General features: G+C 65.6%; 20 protein-coding genes and 3 pseudogenes. 4 read left to right on the top strand and 19 right to left on the bottom strand.

Annotated features, from left to right (window positions below; genetic code table 11):
• Window positions 1-7: 7 nt before the first annotated feature.
• The 4 genes and pseudogenes from ACZ5AJ_RS02605 to ACZ5AJ_RS02590 all read right to left on the bottom strand — a co-directional run bounded on the left by ACZ5AJ_RS02605 (window position 8) and on the right by ACZ5AJ_RS02590 (window position 3,816).
• Window positions 8-1,458 (bottom strand): annotated as a pseudogene (locus tag ACZ5AJ_RS02605) (IS1380 family transposase).
• 240 nt (window positions 1,459-1,698) lie between these two features.
• On the bottom strand, window positions 1,699-3,165 hold the full coding sequence (locus ACZ5AJ_RS02600) for an AAA family ATPase (protein ID WP_464136821.1): 1,467 nt from the start codon (window positions 3,163-3,165) through the stop codon (window positions 1,699-1,701).
• Window positions 3,092-3,322, bottom strand: a complete 231-nt coding sequence (locus tag ACZ5AJ_RS02595) for a helix-turn-helix domain-containing protein (protein ID WP_464136819.1) — start codon at window positions 3,320-3,322, stop codon at window positions 3,092-3,094. The genes ACZ5AJ_RS02600 and ACZ5AJ_RS02595 overlap by 74 nt, the downstream gene beginning before the upstream one ends.
• A complete protein-coding gene (locus tag ACZ5AJ_RS02590) occupies window positions 3,322-3,816 on the bottom strand; it encodes a DUF2975 domain-containing protein (RefSeq protein WP_464136818.1) in 495 nt (164 codons plus the stop codon). The genes ACZ5AJ_RS02595 and ACZ5AJ_RS02590 overlap by 1 nt, the downstream gene beginning before the upstream one ends.
• A 436-nt stretch (window positions 3,817-4,252) precedes the next feature.
• On the opposite strand from ACZ5AJ_RS02590, the gene ACZ5AJ_RS02585 reads away from it, so the two are divergent.
• Window positions 4,253-5,665, top strand: a complete 1,413-nt coding sequence (locus tag ACZ5AJ_RS02585) for an IS1380 family transposase (protein WP_464135690.1) — start codon at window positions 4,253-4,255, stop codon at window positions 5,663-5,665.
• A gap of 307 nt (window positions 5,666-5,972) precedes the next feature.
• Window positions 5,973-7,361: an IS1380 family transposase gene (locus tag ACZ5AJ_RS02580; RefSeq protein WP_464136816.1), complete on the top strand. Its 1,389-nt coding sequence runs from the start codon at window positions 5,973-5,975 to the stop codon at window positions 7,359-7,361.
• Window positions 7,362-7,567: 206 nt separating this feature from the next.
• Here the strand turns inward: ACZ5AJ_RS02580 and ACZ5AJ_RS02575 are convergent, their stop codons facing one another.
• The 4 genes and pseudogenes from ACZ5AJ_RS02575 to ACZ5AJ_RS02560 all read right to left on the bottom strand — a co-directional run bounded on the left by ACZ5AJ_RS02575 (window position 7,568) and on the right by ACZ5AJ_RS02560 (window position 9,278).
• The gene (locus tag ACZ5AJ_RS02575; protein WP_464136815.1) at window positions 7,568-8,029 is read right to left on the bottom strand and encodes an NUDIX hydrolase; all 462 of its coding nucleotides are present in this window, start codon (window positions 8,027-8,029) and stop codon (window positions 7,568-7,570) included.
• The gene (locus ACZ5AJ_RS02570; protein ID WP_464136814.1) at window positions 8,026-8,373 is read right to left on the bottom strand and encodes a P-loop NTPase family protein; all 348 of its coding nucleotides are present in this window, start codon (window positions 8,371-8,373) and stop codon (window positions 8,026-8,028) included. Before ACZ5AJ_RS02570 ends, ACZ5AJ_RS02575 begins: the two co-directional genes overlap by 4 nt.
• Window positions 8,374-8,769: 396 nt before the next feature.
• Window positions 8,770-8,865, bottom strand: a pseudogene (locus ACZ5AJ_RS02565) (type II toxin-antitoxin system YoeB family toxin); the annotation flags it as partial.
• 71 nt (window positions 8,866-8,936) lie between these two features.
• The gene (locus ACZ5AJ_RS02560; protein WP_464136812.1) at window positions 8,937-9,278 is read right to left on the bottom strand and encodes a winged helix-turn-helix transcriptional regulator; all 342 of its coding nucleotides are present in this window, start codon (window positions 9,276-9,278) and stop codon (window positions 8,937-8,939) included.
• A 71-nt stretch (window positions 9,279-9,349) separates the two neighbouring features.
• Between ACZ5AJ_RS02560 and ACZ5AJ_RS02555 the strand changes: the two genes are divergently transcribed.
• On the top strand, window positions 9,350-10,360 hold the full coding sequence (locus ACZ5AJ_RS02555) for a zinc-binding alcohol dehydrogenase family protein (protein WP_464136810.1): 1,011 nt from the start codon (window positions 9,350-9,352) through the stop codon (window positions 10,358-10,360).
• A gap of 507 nt (window positions 10,361-10,867) precedes the next feature.
• Entirely contained in the window at window positions 10,868-11,248 is a 381-nt protein-coding gene (locus ACZ5AJ_RS02550; protein ID WP_464136808.1) for a hypothetical protein, read from the top strand.
• Between the two features lie 52 nt (window positions 11,249-11,300).
• Here ACZ5AJ_RS02550 and ACZ5AJ_RS02545 read toward each other — a convergent pair whose 3' ends face one another.
• From ACZ5AJ_RS02545 to ACZ5AJ_RS02495, 11 genes and pseudogenes are all read right to left on the bottom strand, one after another.
• Complete coding sequence (locus tag ACZ5AJ_RS02545) at window positions 11,301-11,822, bottom strand: P-loop nucleotide/nucleoside kinase family protein (protein WP_464136807.1); 522 nt, start codon at window positions 11,820-11,822, stop codon at window positions 11,301-11,303.
• Window positions 11,819-12,139, bottom strand: a complete 321-nt coding sequence (locus ACZ5AJ_RS02540; protein ID WP_464136805.1) for a HigA family addiction module antitoxin — start codon at window positions 12,137-12,139, stop codon at window positions 11,819-11,821. Before ACZ5AJ_RS02540 ends, ACZ5AJ_RS02545 begins: the two co-directional genes overlap by 4 nt.
• A gap of 64 nt (window positions 12,140-12,203) precedes the next feature.
• Window positions 12,204-12,395, bottom strand: a complete 192-nt coding sequence (locus ACZ5AJ_RS02535; protein WP_464136804.1) for a type II toxin-antitoxin system RelE/ParE family toxin — start codon at window positions 12,393-12,395, stop codon at window positions 12,204-12,206.
• 79 nt (window positions 12,396-12,474) lie between these two features.
• Window positions 12,475-13,296: an alpha/beta fold hydrolase gene (locus tag ACZ5AJ_RS02530; protein ID WP_464136802.1), complete on the bottom strand. Its 822-nt coding sequence runs from the start codon at window positions 13,294-13,296 to the stop codon at window positions 12,475-12,477.
• Window positions 13,296-13,550: a HigA family addiction module antitoxin gene (locus tag ACZ5AJ_RS02525; protein WP_464136800.1), complete on the bottom strand. Its 255-nt coding sequence runs from the start codon at window positions 13,548-13,550 to the stop codon at window positions 13,296-13,298. The genes ACZ5AJ_RS02530 and ACZ5AJ_RS02525 overlap by 1 nt, the downstream gene beginning before the upstream one ends.
• 102 nt (window positions 13,551-13,652) lie before the next feature.
• Window positions 13,653-14,396: a class I SAM-dependent methyltransferase gene (locus ACZ5AJ_RS02520; protein ID WP_172801974.1), complete on the bottom strand. Its 744-nt coding sequence runs from the start codon at window positions 14,394-14,396 to the stop codon at window positions 13,653-13,655.
• Between the two features lie 130 nt (window positions 14,397-14,526).
• On the bottom strand, window positions 14,527-15,006 hold the full coding sequence (locus ACZ5AJ_RS02515; protein WP_464136798.1) for a nucleotidyltransferase domain-containing protein: 480 nt from the start codon (window positions 15,004-15,006) through the stop codon (window positions 14,527-14,529).
• A gap of 11 nt (window positions 15,007-15,017) precedes the next feature.
• Window positions 15,018-15,320: a HigA family addiction module antitoxin gene (locus ACZ5AJ_RS02510; protein ID WP_175985843.1), complete on the bottom strand. Its 303-nt coding sequence runs from the start codon at window positions 15,318-15,320 to the stop codon at window positions 15,018-15,020.
• Entirely contained in the window at window positions 15,307-15,588 is a 282-nt protein-coding gene (locus tag ACZ5AJ_RS02505; protein ID WP_464136796.1) for a type II toxin-antitoxin system RelE/ParE family toxin, read from the bottom strand. Before ACZ5AJ_RS02505 ends, ACZ5AJ_RS02510 begins: the two co-directional genes overlap by 14 nt.
• An 86-nt stretch (window positions 15,589-15,674) precedes the next feature.
• Complete coding sequence (locus tag ACZ5AJ_RS02500; protein WP_464136794.1) at window positions 15,675-16,166, bottom strand: GNAT family N-acetyltransferase; 492 nt, start codon at window positions 16,164-16,166, stop codon at window positions 15,675-15,677.
• Window positions 16,167-16,213: 47 nt separating this feature from the next.
• Window positions 16,214-16,518 (bottom strand): annotated as a pseudogene (locus ACZ5AJ_RS02495) (HigA family addiction module antitoxin).
• Between the last annotated feature and the right edge of the window lie 288 nt (window positions 16,519-16,806).

The raw sequence follows: 16,806 nt of genomic DNA, 5'->3' as shown, positions 1-16,806 counted from the left end.
CGCCTGGTCAGGTCTGGGCGACGGCGGTGCGGAGCCGGTTGATGCCGGTGAGAACGGTGCGGGCTTCGGGGGTGTGCTGGGCGAGGTGCAGCACCATCGCTCGGCTACGTCTGACGAGGGTTGCGGGGATCTCGAACAGTCTCGCGCGGAGGCGTTTGGGCTCCCAGCGTCTCGCGTCAGTACTGGTCAGGGCGATGGTCTGCATCCAGGCGACGAGCTCTGCGGCGAGCTGGATCACCTGGGTCCAGATCTGGTTCCGCGCGAAACCCTGCAGCGGGAACTTCGCCAGCCCCAGAGGGGGCACCTCCCGCTTGAGAGCGAAGCGCGCGGGGGAGCTTTGGCATTGCGGATCCGGTCCTCGCAGCGCGCGCGACGGCGGTGCCGCAGCTCCAGGACTGGCAGTTGTCCACGGGGAGTGTTGGTGGCGAACGCGGTGATGCGCATCCCGTCGTGGTCGGTGATCCGTAGCCGCGCGCCGGGGTGGGGGCGTTCCTTCCGCACGATCACCCGCATCCCCGCAGGCCAGTCGGTCAGGTCCAGCAGCCCGGTCAGCTCCGCGACCCGGGCCCCGTCGCGGATCCCGTCCTCGTCGCAGTCGTAGGCGGGAGTCCACGCCTTCACCTCATCGAGGCGTGTCAGCAGCTCGGGAGTGTTGGCGGGGAGGGTGTATCCGACCGAGTAGGCCAACCGCTGCCCGGTCAGCCACTGGAGGAAGTCCTTGGTGCCGCCGGCTCCGTCGGTGCGGATCAAGATCTTCTTCGAGCCACGACCACCCCCTCCCAGCAGGGTCGGCGGGAGCTGGGCGAGCGCGGCCTGGGTGACGGTGATGTGATCAGCGGCCGTGTTCGAGCCGGCGTTGCCGGGCCGGAGCTGGATCGCCAGGGGCTCCCCGGTCCCCTCACTGCCGTGGTCGACGAACGCGCACAGTGGGTGGTAGCCGAACCCCTTCTTGAAGGTGGGTGCGGCCTGCTCCTTCTCGCTGTGGGCGGTGATCAGCGTGGCGTCGAGGTCGATGACCAGCGGGTCCTTCGCACTGGTCCCCGCGACTGGAGAGTGTTCGCCGGCGAGGGCCCAGGCGCGTTCACGCGTGGTGCGGCGGGCCCGGGAGATCGCAGCCATCACGGCCGGTGCGTCCTCGGCCAGCGTGGTGAGCATGCGGGAGATCGTCGGGCTCGAGGCGACGGCCCCGAACAGTCCCGGTTCGCACCGCAGCAGATCGGTATCGCGGGCGTTCTCCCCGCCCACGGCGAGAGTCATCGCCAGGTCCAGCAGCACCTTCGCCGCGTGGTGCTCGGCCAACGGTTTCGTCCACGGCTCCAACGCCTCCCGCAACGCCCCGGTGAGACCGGTCGCTGCGACCGTGTCGGTCAGCAGCACCGCACCGGCATGCGAGACGGCGGGGACCTCGGCGATGTCCACGCGCGGACGGGGGTGGAAGAACAAGGTAGGGTGGGACACCTGAAAGGTGCTCCTTCCTGCGGACCGATACGAGCTTGAACACCCCGTATCTTCCCAGCTCAGGAGCACCTTTCGCTATCTCATCCGCCGACCGAGACCCCACCCCGGTGAAATCCCGGGGGTGAATGGCGATGAGGCTGCTGGCGTGGGTTGGTCGGACGAGGTCGGGCATGACGATGGGCGCGAGGGCGAAGTGGTGGCGGTCGGTCACGCCGGCTCGGTGTCACGCTCTCCGTACCTTCAGTCGTCGTCGCTGGTCTCGTGGTCTTCTGCGTCGAGTGCCATGGCGTCCCGGAGCTCGCCGGCTTCGCGGACGAGCGCATGGACGGCTGAGATGAGGTGCGTGTCGGTGAGGTCCTGGCGGAGAGCGAGTGAGTTCATCACGGCGCGGCGCACGGCCTCTTTCGCGAAGGAGCCCGTGGTGCCTGCGGCGGCGACGGCCGCCTGATCGATCCCCCGCTCGGTGAAGGGGAGGTGGTGGCCGTACCGGGTGAAGAGCTGGCGGCGGAGCGCCAGATCAGGGAGCGGGATCTCCACGGCGAGGTCGATGCGTCCGGGCCGCAGGGCGAGAGCTTCTTCGAGCACTCCCACGCGGTTCGTGGTCAGCACGAAGGCGATGTCGGCGTCGTCGGCGAGCCCGTCGAGGATGTCCAGGACGTCGAAGAGGACGGAGCGTTCTCCCTCGCTGAAGTCGCGGTCGGCGGCGACGAGGTCGGCGTCCTCGAGGACGATGATGGCTCGGCCCAGATCTCGAGCAGCGTCAGCTGCCTGCCTGATGTGGCTGAGGGAGTCCCCGTTCAGCACGATCGCCGTCGTGTCCGCGGCGCGGGAGAGGAGGTATCGCACGGTATGGGTCTTGCCGGTCCCGGGAGGGCCGAACAGCAGCACCCCTCGCGAGAGGTGCTGCCCGGCTTCGCGGAGCGCGGCGGCGTTCTCACTCACCCCGAGCACTGATTCCTCGATGCGATCCAGGCTCCCGGCCGGCAGGACGACATCCCGGCGGGGGACCTGAGGCCGGGGATGGAACCTGATCTCGCCCTGCTCCGAGCCGTACTGCCCTGCGACGAAGCTGACCACCTGCCCGCCGAGCGCTGACTGCTCCCGGACATGGGCGTCGATACGGGAGAGCACACGGCGGGAGACGGCGGCGTCGGCCGAAAGCACCTCGACCGCGATGGCACCTTCCGGGTCCTGGCTGCTCGAGTCGGTCGCGAACGCGATCACCGGCTGGCCGTCGATCTCCAGCTGTCTGATGGCGTTGGTCGCCACGTGGGTGACCTGGCCCGGCCCGGAGGGCAGAGCCGTGCGCTCGACCGATCCCCAGGCGTAGTTGCTGTACCGGTTCGACAGCACCTCGGAGAGGCCGTCGGGGTCGCCGGCCGGGACGACGCCGCGAAGGGTCTGCGTCGCCGAGAGTGCGTCCAGAGCGGCGTCGACGTCGATCCATCTCCACCGAGGGAACTCCTGGCGCACCGGGTCGAGCGAGCGCGGGCTGACTCCCAGATGCGTGCCGAGCTCGGACTCGAAGACGTCCCGATCCGGCTGCTCGGCGAGGTCGCTCATCGTGTCGAGGAACTTCTGGAACTGCACGGCGAAAGCGGGAAGGTCGAACTCGTGGGTCATGTCGTCAAACCTATCTGTACTGCTCAGGCTCGTCTTCTCGATTCTCGTGGTGGAGGAGGTCGCCGGGTTGGCACTCGAGGACACGACAGATCGCGTCGAGGGTCGAGAGGCGGACGGCCTTGGCGCGTCCGTTCTTCAGGACGGCGACGTTCGCCGGGGTGATGCCGATGGCATCGGCGAACTCGCCGACGCTCATCCCCCGCTCCACCAGCATGCGATCGATGGTGATGCGAATCGTCATCACACGACCTCTTCCAGCTCGGCGCGCATGTCGATGGCGCTGCGCAGGAGCGAGCGCAGCACGAGCGTGACCCCTGCGATGGCCATCAAGGCGAGCACGGCCATCACCTCGATGATCAGAAGGAACGGACTGCCAGCCTCGCCGTTGCTGATCACAGCGGACGCCGCGACGACCACGACAGCGCTTGCCGCCAGTGCGCCCGCGAGTAGATCGACCCAGACCAGCGATGAGCTCACCAGCATCGACCCCCGATGGATGCGGTGGACGAGTAATGCGACCGACCCCAGGGCCAGGAGGCCGAGAGTCAAGAACGCGAATCCGGCAACGAGGAGCGGCACTCGGAGATCGGCGTACTCGGGGAGCTCCGCCGCGACAGCGGTGGAGACGACGGGGAGCATGACGGCCACCCCGAACCCGACCGCGAACAAGACGCCCACCAGCGCCTCTGTTGCGATTACGAGGATGCGGGGAGGGTGAGGGAGGTCGATGTTCATGCATCGATCATCGATAGATATCAATCGTGAGTCAATAGCCTGTGGTGCGTGTCTCGATCCCTCGCCCCCTCCGATCGGGTCGCGGAACCCTCGTCGAGGGAGCTGCTCTGGGTCAAGTGTGGGAGTGGAGGATTCGCGATGTTGGCCGCCACCCCGGCCGGACTCCCACCCACGTCGCCTGCGCCCGCGGGCCCGAGAACCGCATCGTTGACCAAGCGGAAGGCTATCGAGACTCGATCCATGCTGGTCGGCCGACGAGAAGCGGCGGGGAGAGGTGGCACTCCTCCGCCGCACGCTCTCTACTTCCAACCCTAGCCTCGAGATTTCATGTGTGGGTGGTCTCGACCGGTGGAAGACATGAAGAAAGGTGCTCCTGACCTGGGATGATACGGGGTGTTGAAGCTCGTATCGGTCCGTTGGAAGGAGCACCTTTCAGGTGTCCCACCCTACCTTGTTCTTCTACCCCCGCCCACGCGTGGACATCGCGAACGTGCCCGCGGTCTCGCATGCCGGGGCGGTGCTGCTGACCGACACGATCACAGCGACGGGTCTCGCCGGGGCGTTGCGGGGAGCATTGGATCGGTGGACGAAGCCGCTGGCCGACCATCATGGCGCGAAGGTCCTGCTGGATCTCGCGCTCACCCTCGCCGTCGGTGGCGAGCATCCCTCCGACGCGGACCTGCTGCGCTGTGAGCCGTGCCTTTTCGGCAAGGTCGCCTCGGCCCCGACGATCTCCCGCATGCTCACCACCCTCGCCGAGGACGTCCCGGCGGTGACCTCCGCGATCGCTGACGCACGCCGGGTCGCGCGGGCACGGGCCTGGCAGCTGGCCGGGACCGCGTCCCCCTCGGCGCGGGCGAGTGTGAAGGACCCGCTGGTCACCGACCTCGATGCCACCCTCGTGAACGTCCACAGCGAGAAGGAGCAGGCCACGCCCACCTTCAAGAAGGGTTTCGGCTACCACCCCCTGTGCGCGTTCCTCGACCACGGCCAGGACGGGACGGGGGAACCGCTCGCGATCCGCTTGCGCCCGGGCAACGCGGGCTCGAACACCGCGACCGATCACATCGCCGTCTGCCGGGACGCGCTCGCCCAGCTCCCCACGAGCCTGCTGGGTCGGGGTGGTCGGGGATCGAAGAAGGTCCTGATCCGCACCGACGGGGCCGGGGGCACGAAGGAGTTCCTGACGTGGCTGACCGCGCGGCGTCTGGCCTACTCGGTCGGGTTCACCCTGCCCGACCACACTCCTGAACTGCTGAAACGCCTCGACGAAGCAGGGGCGTGGACCCCGGCCTACAACAGCGCCGACGACGGGATCCGGGACGGGGCGTTCGTGGCGGAGCTGACCGGACTGCTGGACCTCACGAGCTGGCCTGAGGGGATGCGGGTGATCGTGCGCAAAGAGCGTCCGCATCCGGGGGCGCAGCTGCGGATCACCGATCACGAGGGGATGCGGATCACGGCGTTCGCGACCAACACAGCCCGCGGTCAGCTGCCCGCGCTCGAGCTCCGCCACCGCCGCCGCGCTCGCTGCGAGGACCGGATCCGCAATGCGAAAGACATGGGGCTGCTGCGGTTCCCGTTCCAAGGGTTCGCGCAGAATCAGGTCTGGTGCCAGACCATCCAGCTCGCCGCTGACCTGGTCGCGTGGATGCAGACCATCGCCCTGACCAGTACTGATGCGAGACGATGGGAGCCCAAGAGGCTCCGTGCCCGGTTGTTCGAGGTCCCTGCGACCCTCGCCCGCCGCTCCAGAAGCATGGTTCTGCACCTGGCCGAACACGCCCCGGAGGCCCGGACCGTGCTCACCGGCGTCAACCGGCTCCGCACTGCCGTCGCCCAGACCTGACCCGGCAGGCCCATCCGTCCCTACGACCAGCAACATCGCCTTCCCAGGAGTGGAACCCGGGCCGCCCGCAACGGACACTGCGACAAGCCGTCACACCCTCATGCCAGAATCAGCGACCGAGCACCGGCAACGACGCCGGAAGCCCCCACGCGCCATCCCGATGAAACATCGAGGCTAGGCGTTAACCTCGGGCTTTCATCGGTGAGGTGTCCGAGGGGTGGATGAGGACGTAGAAAGGTGCTCCTGACCTGGGAGAATGGGGCTTGTCTAGAGTCCAGTTCGCCGAGGTCGAAGGAGCACCTTCAGGGTGAAGACTACCGGGTTGTATCCGCGCGTGCAGGTTGATGTCGCCGAGGTGCCCGCGGTGGGCAAAGCGGGCGGGGTGCTGCTGACCGAGACGGTGCGCGCCACCGGTCTGGACCAGCAGCTCGTAAGGGCTCTGGCACCATGGCGGCGGCCTCTGGCCAGCCATGACCCCGGCAAGATCCTCCTCGACCTCGCACTGATGCTCGCCCTCGGAGGCGAGTGCTTGGCCGATGTCTCCTCCCTGCGGGCCGAGCCGGCGGTGTATGGCCCGGTGGCCTCGGACCCGACGATCTCCCGCATGCTGACAGCCCTGGCCGCAGACGTGGATCAGGCTGAGCGAGCGATCGCCTTGGCACGCCGAGCCGCGCGGAGAAGGGCGTGGGACCTCGCCGGAGACCACGCACCAGGCCATGGGGCGACCGCGGCGGATCCGCTGGTCATCGATCTCGATGCGACGCTGGTGACGGCCCACAGCGAGAAGGAGAAGGCCAGGCCCACGTTCAAGAAGGGCTTCGGGTTCCATCCGCTGCTGGCCTTCGCCGACCACGGCAGTGCTGGTGGGGGCGAGATGCTCGCCTGCCTGCTGCGTCCGGGCAACGCCGGTTCGAACACCGCCGCTGACCACGCCACGGTGATCGGTGATGCTCTCGACCAGACTGGGGTTGGTCCACGGCCGGGGAAGAAGGTGCTGATCAGGATCGATGGTGCCGGATCGACGAAGAAGACCCTCGACGAGCTGGTCAAACGCCGGGTGTCCTACTCGGTGGGATACACCCTGCCCACCAACACCCCGGAGCTCTACCGGATCATCCCCGAGCACGTCTGGGAGCCTGCCTATGACCCCGACGGGACCCCGCGAGAAGGTGCGGACGTCGCGGAGCTGACCAGTCTCTTGGACCTCGCGCAGTGGCCCAAAGGGATGCGGGTCATCGTCCGCCGCGAGCGTCCCCATCCGGGAGCACAGCTGAGGTTCGAAGACGTGAACGGGTATCGGCTGACCGCCTTCGCGACCAACACCGCCCGTGGGCAGCTGGCCGATCTCGAGGTACGCCACCGCCGCCGGGCACGCTGCGAGGACCGGATCCGCCTCGCCAAGGACATGGGACTTGCGAACCTGCCCCTTGCATCGTTCGCGCAGAACCGGATCTGGTGCCAGATCGTCGCTCTGGCCAGCGAACTCACCGCCTGGATGGGGCTGCTCGCCCACCCCGAAGCGCCTGCCAGGAGGTGGGAGCCCAAACGTCTCCGCGACCGCTTGTTCCAGGTCCCGGCGACCTTCGCCCGCCATGCCCGCGCTCGAACCGTGCACCTCTCGGACCGCTCAGCCTGGGCCGGGATCGTCAAGGCTGGCCACGCTCGTCTCTGCGCTCTGCCCGTCCCTGCTGGATAGGCCCTCAGGACCCCCGACTGCCCACGACCTCAAGGACCCGGCCCGCTGGAAGCCCGGCCACCGCGACGACACGCGGCACTCCGTCACACCCTCATGCCAGAATCCCCCTGCGAACACCGGCAACGACGCCGACCACACCCGCTCACCGACACCATGAAAGATCGAGGTTAAACCGGAATTACACCGCATTCCGGCACGTACCAACCTTAGAGATCACCATCCGTTTCGATGCTTCCGAGGCGCGCGCCAAAGCCTGCGCAGAGTACGTGAGCATCCGTCAGCGCCATCCACCAGCACGTCCAGCTAACGGGTTCGCCTCCGTCGGAAGGGTCCTGTTCGCCGCACTTCCAGCGGTCGGGAACACTCGGATCTACTAGCTCGAGTTGGAAGAAGTGTCGTTCGTGGACCTCAGGCTTGGCAGGCCACATGTCGTACGTTTCGACGCCGAGCGAACGGACGATCCTGGCCGTGAGGCCGGTCTCCTCGCCTACCTCGCGCACGACGGCATCCGCAGGCGACTCACCCTCGACAATCGATCCAGCGGGCACTTGCACACCGGTGATCTCCATCGGGAAATCGTCATGGGTGAACACGAGCAGCTTCCCTTGGTGGACGACGTACCCAACTGCCTTCTTGACCAAACGTCTACTCATGTTCTCGATCGTCATTCCGCTTCGCCCCACCCGACCTCGGTAAGCACCTGAGCAAGCGCATCGTTCGCGCTGGCTTCAGCGTCAAACACAATCTCACCCAGTTCGGGAATCCTGTCGGACTCGCGATACCAAGATGAGACCTGTTCCTCCGACACTTCATCTGCGAGCGTTTTCGTGCGATGCCTTCGCAGAGTTTCCTCCAACCCGAGCTCGTAAACGAACGTGCGCGTAACACCGCGATGATCCTTCTGGAGTTGGGTGAGCATGTCGCCGTATATCTCCGAGTGAAGAATCCCCTCAACGACGACATCCAGGCCGTTGTCGAGCGCAAAGCGAGCCGACATGTCAATGTAAGCCACGCTGAGGGCTCGGGGACGATCCCGAACGTGAAGGATCTCCCGACGCAACGTATCCTGCCCCAGCAACGCGACTCCACGCGGCCGCGCCGCCCTGATCGATTAGGCAAGGAGCGACTTTCCGCTTCCTGAGTTTCCCCGAATGATTATCAGTCGCGAGCTCTGCGAGCCGGTCATCGATTTTTCGTAGCGCACCACGTTGTCACGATACGGCACCGCCGTCGACCGGTGCCCCAAACTAAACCGACGATCGCATAATCTCTCGACGGCGGCAGCACGAGCCTCCACCGGACGCTTCACCCTCTAAGGTTTAGTTCGAAAACCGGAACTCGACCGACTTCCGTGACAGACCAACCTCTGAGAGCCAGACCGATATCGGGACCCCGACGGGCGATCCGGTCAATAGTGGTATCGGGCCTGCAGGATGACGAGGTCATGGTCCACAACGTGGTGGACCAGCCGACGCTCGTCGGCGATGCGCCGCGACCACGCACCCTGCAGCCAACGCTGCGCATCCGAGCGCCGAGTGACACCACAGGCCATGCGGGCGGGACCGACGGAGACAGTCAGGCGGCGTTGCTCTCCACCCAGTCGCGAAGATGCTTCAACGGCACCGCAGCGCCAGCACCCAGCTCCGTCAGCTCGTACTCGACGCGGACGGGCACTTCGGCGTAGGCCGTGCGGGTGATCAGCTCGCGATCCTCCAGGCGTTTCAACGTCTGGGACAGGACCTTCGGGCTGACGCCCTCCAATCTCAGCCGGAGCTGTCCGAACCTTCGGGGCCCATCCTCGAGCGCACCGATCACGAGTGCACTCCACTTGCTCGCCAGCAGGTCGAGCATGTCCCGGCACGGGCACATCGCGGCGTACACGTCGTTACGATCGCAGGAGTCTGTCGTCGTCGCCATGGCTCCAACAGTACCCGATAGGAACCAGCGTCCCTTGCGGGTAACTAGGGTCCATGGGGAACTATCGCGGTATGGACACCAACTTCGCTCTCGGATACGAGCAGAACCTTCCCGCTTCCGATCCCGCCAGCATCCTCTCTCGTCACGTCGACATGCCGGATCCGGCTCCTCATGATCTGATCGTCGAGGTGCGCGCAGTCTCGGTGAACCCGGTCGACGTCAAGCTCCGGACCGGCGCACCCTCCGAAGGGTTCCGCGTTCTCGGTTTCGACGCCGCGGGCGTCGTCGTCGCGGTCGGCAGCGAGGTGACGCTCTTCTCCCCCGGTGACGAGGTCTTCTACGCCGGGTCGATCGACCGCCCCGGAACCAACCAACGCTTCCACGCCGTCGATGAGCGCATCGTCGGACGCAAGCCGGCGTCACTGTCGTTCGCCGAAGCTGCTGCACTTCCGCTCACCTCGATCACCGCGTGGGAGACGCTGTTCGACAGGTTCCGCCTGACCCAGGAGAACAAGGGCACCCTGCTCGTCGTCGGAGCCACCGGCGGAGTCGGCTCCGCCGTGGCCCAGCTCGCCGAGGCACTGCTGCCCGGTGTCTCGGTGATCGCGACCGCGTCGGATGCGGAGCGCGCAGCATGGGTCACCGAGCTCGGCGCGGAGCACACGATCGACCACCGCCTCGATCTCGCCTCGCAGGTGCAGGAGATCGCGCCACAGGGAGTCGACTGGCTCTTCACCGCGCACTCGGACGAGCAGATCCCGACGTACGCGGACATCGTGCGGCCGTTCGGCCAGATCACCGCCATCGATGACGGGCCCCGAGACGTGTCGCCGCTGAAGGCCAAGAGCATCTCGTGGCACTGGGAGCTCATGTTCACCCGCCCCGTCCAGCGCACCGCCGACATGATCGAGCAGCACCGCCTGCTCAACGCGATTGCCGACCTCGTCGACACAGGGCGACTACGGAGCACGGTCACCCGCTCACTCTCACCGATCACGCCTGAAACGCTCCGAGAGGCGCATGCGCTCATCGAGGGCGGCAGAACTCTCGGCAAGATCGTGCTCCATGACTGGGCGTCCTGAGAGCAGAACGCCGAGTTCCGGTACGTACAGCCATCTGGAGTGCCGGACACTCCGGCGACCCAGTCGGAGCCCCGCCGAGAGCAGCGACATACCGCTCACAGCGCTCGATCGCTGCCAGAACGTCAGTGATCCGCTGAGCAGGGTCGCGCCTCACAGGGCGACCGCATCCGCGAGAGCCGAGTCCGAGACCGGGCGCTTGAGAAGCTGGACAGGGAACACGTCGATATCGTCGCGACCGAACAGTGCTCACGTCTCCTCCATCAGACCGGAGGCCCGCATCAGCAGGTTCCCGTCCGCAGGATCCATCTCGACGAGAATGTCGATGTCCGACCCCGAGTACGCGGTGCCGCGCGACGGAGCCGAACAGCTTGGGGCTGGTCGCGCCTGCGTCGATGGCACCGGAGCATCACACGTTGAAGCGGAACTCCACCGCATTACGTTACGGATAGGCATGAGCGGATTGCGCATCACCAGTCCGATGCCGACACCAGTGGGTATGTTGAGGGCATGGACTCGCAGCGCGTTCTCCAAGTCGGAATCGACCCTACAGTCGTCGACTTCTCCGCGTGGCCGGGTCAGAGCGCGGACACGCTGAATTCACGCATCGTCGCAGCCGAAACGGACTTGCGTCGTGAGGGCTTTGCCGTGATCCCGTGTCTGGTGCCCAACGACCCCACGGGTGCTGAGCGCGCGGTGCGCGAGGCCCTGACGGATCAGCGTTACGACGTGATCGAAATCGGGTCGGGACTTCGAGCCTCCCACGACTACACCCCGGTCTTTGAGCGGGTTGTCAACACGATCATCGCTCTCCAACCGGGCACACCGCTCTGCTTCAACGATTCGCCCGAGACCACCCTGGATGCGGTCCGTCGAGTGCTCAGACGTTAAACCTGAACTCGACCACGTTCCGGCACGGAGAACCATCAGCGATGACGTGCCCTCATCCCGCGCCGAGGCGCGCGATGAGTGCGTCTGCAACCTCGTTCGCAGTCCGCGCCGTCGTGTCGAACTCCAAGAACTCATCGGACCACGCGGCGTAGTCAGCTCGACGGCGCTGCACTTCCGCCCAGGTCGGCTCGCCGACGTGGACGAGACCGCGATCCCTGCTGCTGAGCCGCCGTTCATGTTCCTGTACGTCGGAGGTCACGAGGTGCACGAACTCGACATGCGCGCCTGTTCGCAGGGCTGCAGTCCGCCAGGTCTGGCGAGCCTCTTCACTGTCGTTGACAGCATCGACTACGACATCGTGGCCGAGTCGCAGATTCTGCTCCGCCATCGCTCGCGCCGCCTCGTACGCCGCGACACCAACCTGCCACCCTGACGGCAGACCGCAGGCGAGGATCGACTCCTCGATCGCGTCGATGGACAGGTGGACCGACCTCGTGCGCGCGGCGACAATCTCGGCAATGCTCGTCTTGCCGACTCCGGGTAGACCGGAGACGACGACGAGGCGGCCGGTCACGCGACCCGCAGTGGAGTAATAGCGGCGACCTTGTCCCTCAGGGCTCGGCGCTCGAGCCGAAGCTCGTAGTGGGACTGCAGGTTCATCCAGAACTCCTCGGATGTGCCGAAGTAGCGCGCCAGCCGGATCGCCGTATCAGCGGTGATCCCGCGCTTGCCGTGCACGATCTCGTTGATCCGCCGCGGGGGCACCCCGATGGACACGGCGAGCTTGTTCTGCGTGATCCCGAAGCCCTCGATGAAGTCCTCCAGGAGGATCTCCCCCGGATGGATCGGCTCGATCAGGTCGGCCTCAGTGGTAGTCGACGAGTTCGACATCTTCTGCACCTCCGTTTCTCCAGACGAAGCAGAGACGCCATTGCGCATTCACGCGGATGCTGTGCTAGCCGCGTCGGTCACCGACAAGACGCTCCAGGCGGTTACCTGGCGGGACCCTGAGGTCCTCGACATCCTTCGCCGCATGGATCAGCTCGAGCTTCCGCAGGGTCGCCCTCTGCACCGTCCGGTCAACGCGCTTGACGTACTGCTCATGCCAGATGCGCTCGGTGTCCTTGCTGCCGAACGATCTGATCACGCCATCAGTATATAACGCGCACCGTCATTAACGCTAGACGTTAAATCGGAACTCCACCAAGTTCCGGCACGGACCAACCTCAGCGGCCGCTGGGTCGCAACGGCCCGGTCTGATCGCGGGACAGCCAGTGATGGAGCACATCGGTCCACTCGTCGAAGGCGTCGAGGTGGGCGTCATGGCTGCCGTCGGCCAGATCTACTCTCTCCGTCTCGGGTCTGCGCCGGATCAGTTCGTCCTTGTCGGCATCGCTGAACATCCCATGCTTTGCGAAGACTGCGAGCGTCGGAACCTGCAGAGCCTCCCACTCCTGCCAGCGCGGCTCATGGACGGCCTCGATCGTGCGCTGCATGACCGAGGCATCGAAGCGCGGCACCAGGCCATCATCGGTCTGAAGAAGGTCGGCCACCCAGGCATTGACGATCGCGTCATCACCGAGGAACCCGCGCGCGGCAGCTTCGTCTTCGAACGGCACCGGCCAGGACTCGAAGTAGCTGCCGAGTCCGGCAGCCTCTCCCGGATCGCCGTTGCCCGCCACGTGCCCTTCCAGCATCACGAGCCCCTCGACCAGGTCTGGCCTCGCCGCCGCGACAAGGAACGCGGTGTGGGCTCCCATCGACTGCCCGACAAGCGTCGCCCGCCGCCCAGGGACGAGTTCCTCAATCACTGCGACGACGTCTCCGACGAAGGCATCGCGCGACAGATCATCGGGAAGCCGCGTGCTCGCGCCGTGCCCCCGCTGGTCTACGAGCAGCACACGATAGCCCGGTAGCGCATGCGCCGTGGGCAACAGTTCGCGTGAACTCCCCGCGAGGCCGTGCAACAGTACGACGGTGGGGCCATCGCCACCGAGGTCGGTGACCGCGATCCAGACGCCGTCGGGGCGCAGCACTATGCGGTCCATCACGTCAAGTGCAGTGGCGTGATCGCCGCGACCATGTCGCACAGCGCTCGACGCTCGAGCCGCAGCTCATGGTTCGACTGTAAGTTCATCCAAAACTGCTCGGACGTGCCGAAGTAGCGCGCGAGCCGGATAGCTGTGTCCTCACTGATCCCGCGCTTGCCGTGCACGATCTCATTGATCCGGCGCGGGGGCACACCGATCGACACCGCAAGCTTGTTTTGCGTGATCCCGAAACCCTCGATGAAGTCCTCCATCAGGATCTCTCCCGGGTGGATCGTCTCGATCCGATCTGCCTCAGTCCCCGCCGCGCTGCTTGAGCGTTGACGGTGTGCGGCCCAACCCTCAGCTTCATCGGCCTACGGCTTCGTCGCGTACACGCGGAAACGCCGCTGAGTCACCTTGATCGGGCGATCTTCGTCCAGCGCCAACAGCTGGGCCTCGTGCTCAGATACGGAGAAGTTCGGCGCATCCCAAGGAGTCAAGGCAAGATACGTGACCAGCGCCGTCACGCTCTCGAACTCCATCGTTCCATGCCAATCGTCCACGACGTCAACATTCAGGCCCGCCGTCTCAATGTCATCGACGAAGCGACGCGAAGTCACATGCGGATACTCAAACGGCTGACCGAACCATTCGTGGACTTCCTCCGCATCATGCCCGTCAACCTGTTGCGTCAACAATCGACCCCCGGGAGCCAGCACCCGTGCAATCTCCTGCGGATCAATCGACTCATGGCGGGACATCACGAGATCGAAGCTGCTGTCGGCAAACGGCATCCGCGTGTCCTGCTCAGAGTCGTACCTGACAACTGCGATGCCCCGCGAGGCAAGAGCGCGGTGCGCTACCGCGACGTTCGGTTCCCAACCCTCAGTGGCGATGATGCTCTTGCCCGTGATGTCGTCCGAGCCCAGCAGGTCCAGCAGCCTCTCACCGCCACCGGTCCCAAGGTCCGCAATCCGCCGTGCAGAAGCAATGGCGGAGAAGCAATCCTGTTCGAAGTCCCACCACGGTTCGTCGGCGCTAAGCTGCCCGTCGAGGGTCGAGAAGTCCCAGCCCACCATCGTCGACTCTCTGTACACGCGTCGCCACTCGTCAATCATGAGGCCAGCATAGGTACGTTTCGTCTCGCCTGCGGCCGGCTCAACGACCGGAACACGTCAGACGTTGAAGCGGAATTCCACCGAGTTCCGGCACGGAGAACCATCTTCGGTCGAGACGCGTCGACGTCGCTCATCCTCTGCCGTCACCCAGCCCCCGGAGCAACTCGAGATCGTGATGGTCCTCAGGCCGGAGCTCATATCCCGACCTCAACTCCACGAGCCTCGCCGGAGTCGCTACGACCACTGGGCGACCACGAATCATCCCCTCAGCACGATCGCGCGCACGATGGGCGAAGGTCTCGTCCCCGAACCCCCTCTGCACACCGTCACCGGCTGCGTCCAGCGTCATCGGGTGGATGTCGACAGCCCGATCGCCCGATCGCAGCTCCACACGAATCGGTCGCCAATCCTCGACGACCTCGTACCCGCGACCGGACAGCCACTCGATGAGGGTGTCGACTTGCCCAGCGTCGACGAAGAGGTCCAGGTCTCCGTGCGTTCTGGACTGGGATCCGACCAAGGCATCGACAGCCCAGCCGCCGTTCACCTGGTACACGACAGAGCGCTCGTCGAGCCAGTCGACGACGCGGACGACCTCCTCGGCGTCCATCCCTCCAGACATCACGCGACCTGGAGCGGCGTGATCGACGCGATCTGATCCCCTGCAGCATCCTCTGCGCGATCCAGCTCGTAGTGGCTTTGCAGGTTGATCCAGAACTCAGCCGACGTGCCGAAGTACTTCGCCAGCCGCAACGCGGTGTCCGCGGTGATCCCCCGCTTGCCGTGCACGATCTCATTGATCCGACGCGGCGGCACCCCGATCGACACGGCGAGCTTGTTCTGAGTGATCCCGAACCCCTCGATAAAGTCCTCCATGAGGACCTCTCCAGGGTGGATCGGCTCGATCCTGTCAGTGATAGTCAACGATCTCCACCTCCTCTGGCCCAGCATCCGTCCACACGAAGCAGATTCGCCACTGGTCGTTGATCCTGATGCTGTACTGCCCGACCCGATCACCCTTCGGTGCTTCGAGCCGGCTGCCCGGCGGGACGCGAAGGTCGTTGAGCACTTCCGCCGACCCCACCTGACGCAGCTTGCGCAGAGCAACCCGATGGATCCTGGGATCGATGGACCGCACGCGCTCACGACGCCACAGACGCTCGGTGTCCTTGTTGCCGAACAATCTGATCACGAGACCAATGTATAACGCGGAGCGTCAATAACGCTATACTTTAAATCGGAACTCCACCGAGTTCCGGCACGGAAGGCCATCTGCGGTCATCCGACGTCAACCATGGGGATGGAGGCGAACGGCGGCGACGGATCCGATCGCAGTCGGCCGTATGTGTCGACATCGCCCCTCGGGCTGTCCACGAGGAACTTCCCGCGCTCTGTCCCTTCCTTGAGGAATCCGGCGGCCCTCGCCACTCGACCGGATACCGGATTGTTCACGCGATGTCCGAGCTCGAGTCGCTCGAGACCGCGCTCCGATAGCGCCCAGTCCGCCACGGTCGCCGCAGCGCGACTCGTCCATCCACGGCCCCGCGAGGAGTTCGTCATCCAGTACCAGAACCAACCGCTGCGATTCCCCTCGTCGACGGTCACGCACACCAGCCCCTGCAGCACGTCATCACGAGCGATGCCCCAGGCCCCGTGCGCCGTGGCCGTATCACAAAGATGCGCGACGTAGCGCTGGGCATCCTCCAGGGTCCCCACGTCTCCTTGGCGAGACATATCGGGAGCTGAGGTGAACGCCGTCAGGACGGCCATCGCATCCGATGCTCGAAGTCGGCGAAGCACCACGTCCGGCCCGACGGTCACGCGACCCTCAGCGGCGGGAGATCGCCGCGATCTGCTCACCCGCGAGATCCTCCGCGCGGTCGAGCTCGTAGTGGCTCTGCAGGCTGATCCAGAACTCCGCCGAGGTGCCGAAGTACTTCGCAAGGCGAAGCGCCGTGTCTGCCGTGATGCCACGCTTGCGGTGCACGCTCTCGTTGATCCGCCGCGGCGGCACTCCGATGGACACGGCCAGCTTGTGCTGCGTGATCCCGAAGCCCTCGATGAAGTCCTCCATCAGGACCCCACCGGGATGGATCGGCTCGATCTTGTCAGTGGTAGTCAACGATCTCTATCTCCCCCGGTCCAGAGTGTATCCGCACGAAGCAGATCCTCCACTGATCGTTGATCCTCATGCCGCTGTCGACGAACCGTCGAAGCTCCACTCAGATCGAATCCCGCAGGCTCCGGTTGGCGTTTCGTCTTCGCTTCGCTCGCTCAACGAACGGGGCGAACTCGGTCGCTCAACGAACGGCGAGAGCTCGCTCGCTCAACAACCGGCCGCGGCTCACACGTTGAACCGGAACTCCACCGGGTTGCGTTACCGATAGGCGTTACACGCACGGCCTGAACT

The sequence above is a fragment of the Brachybacterium zhongshanense genome, assembly GCF_055385755.1.
This window is presented reverse-complemented; position numbering and strand designations above follow the sequence as displayed.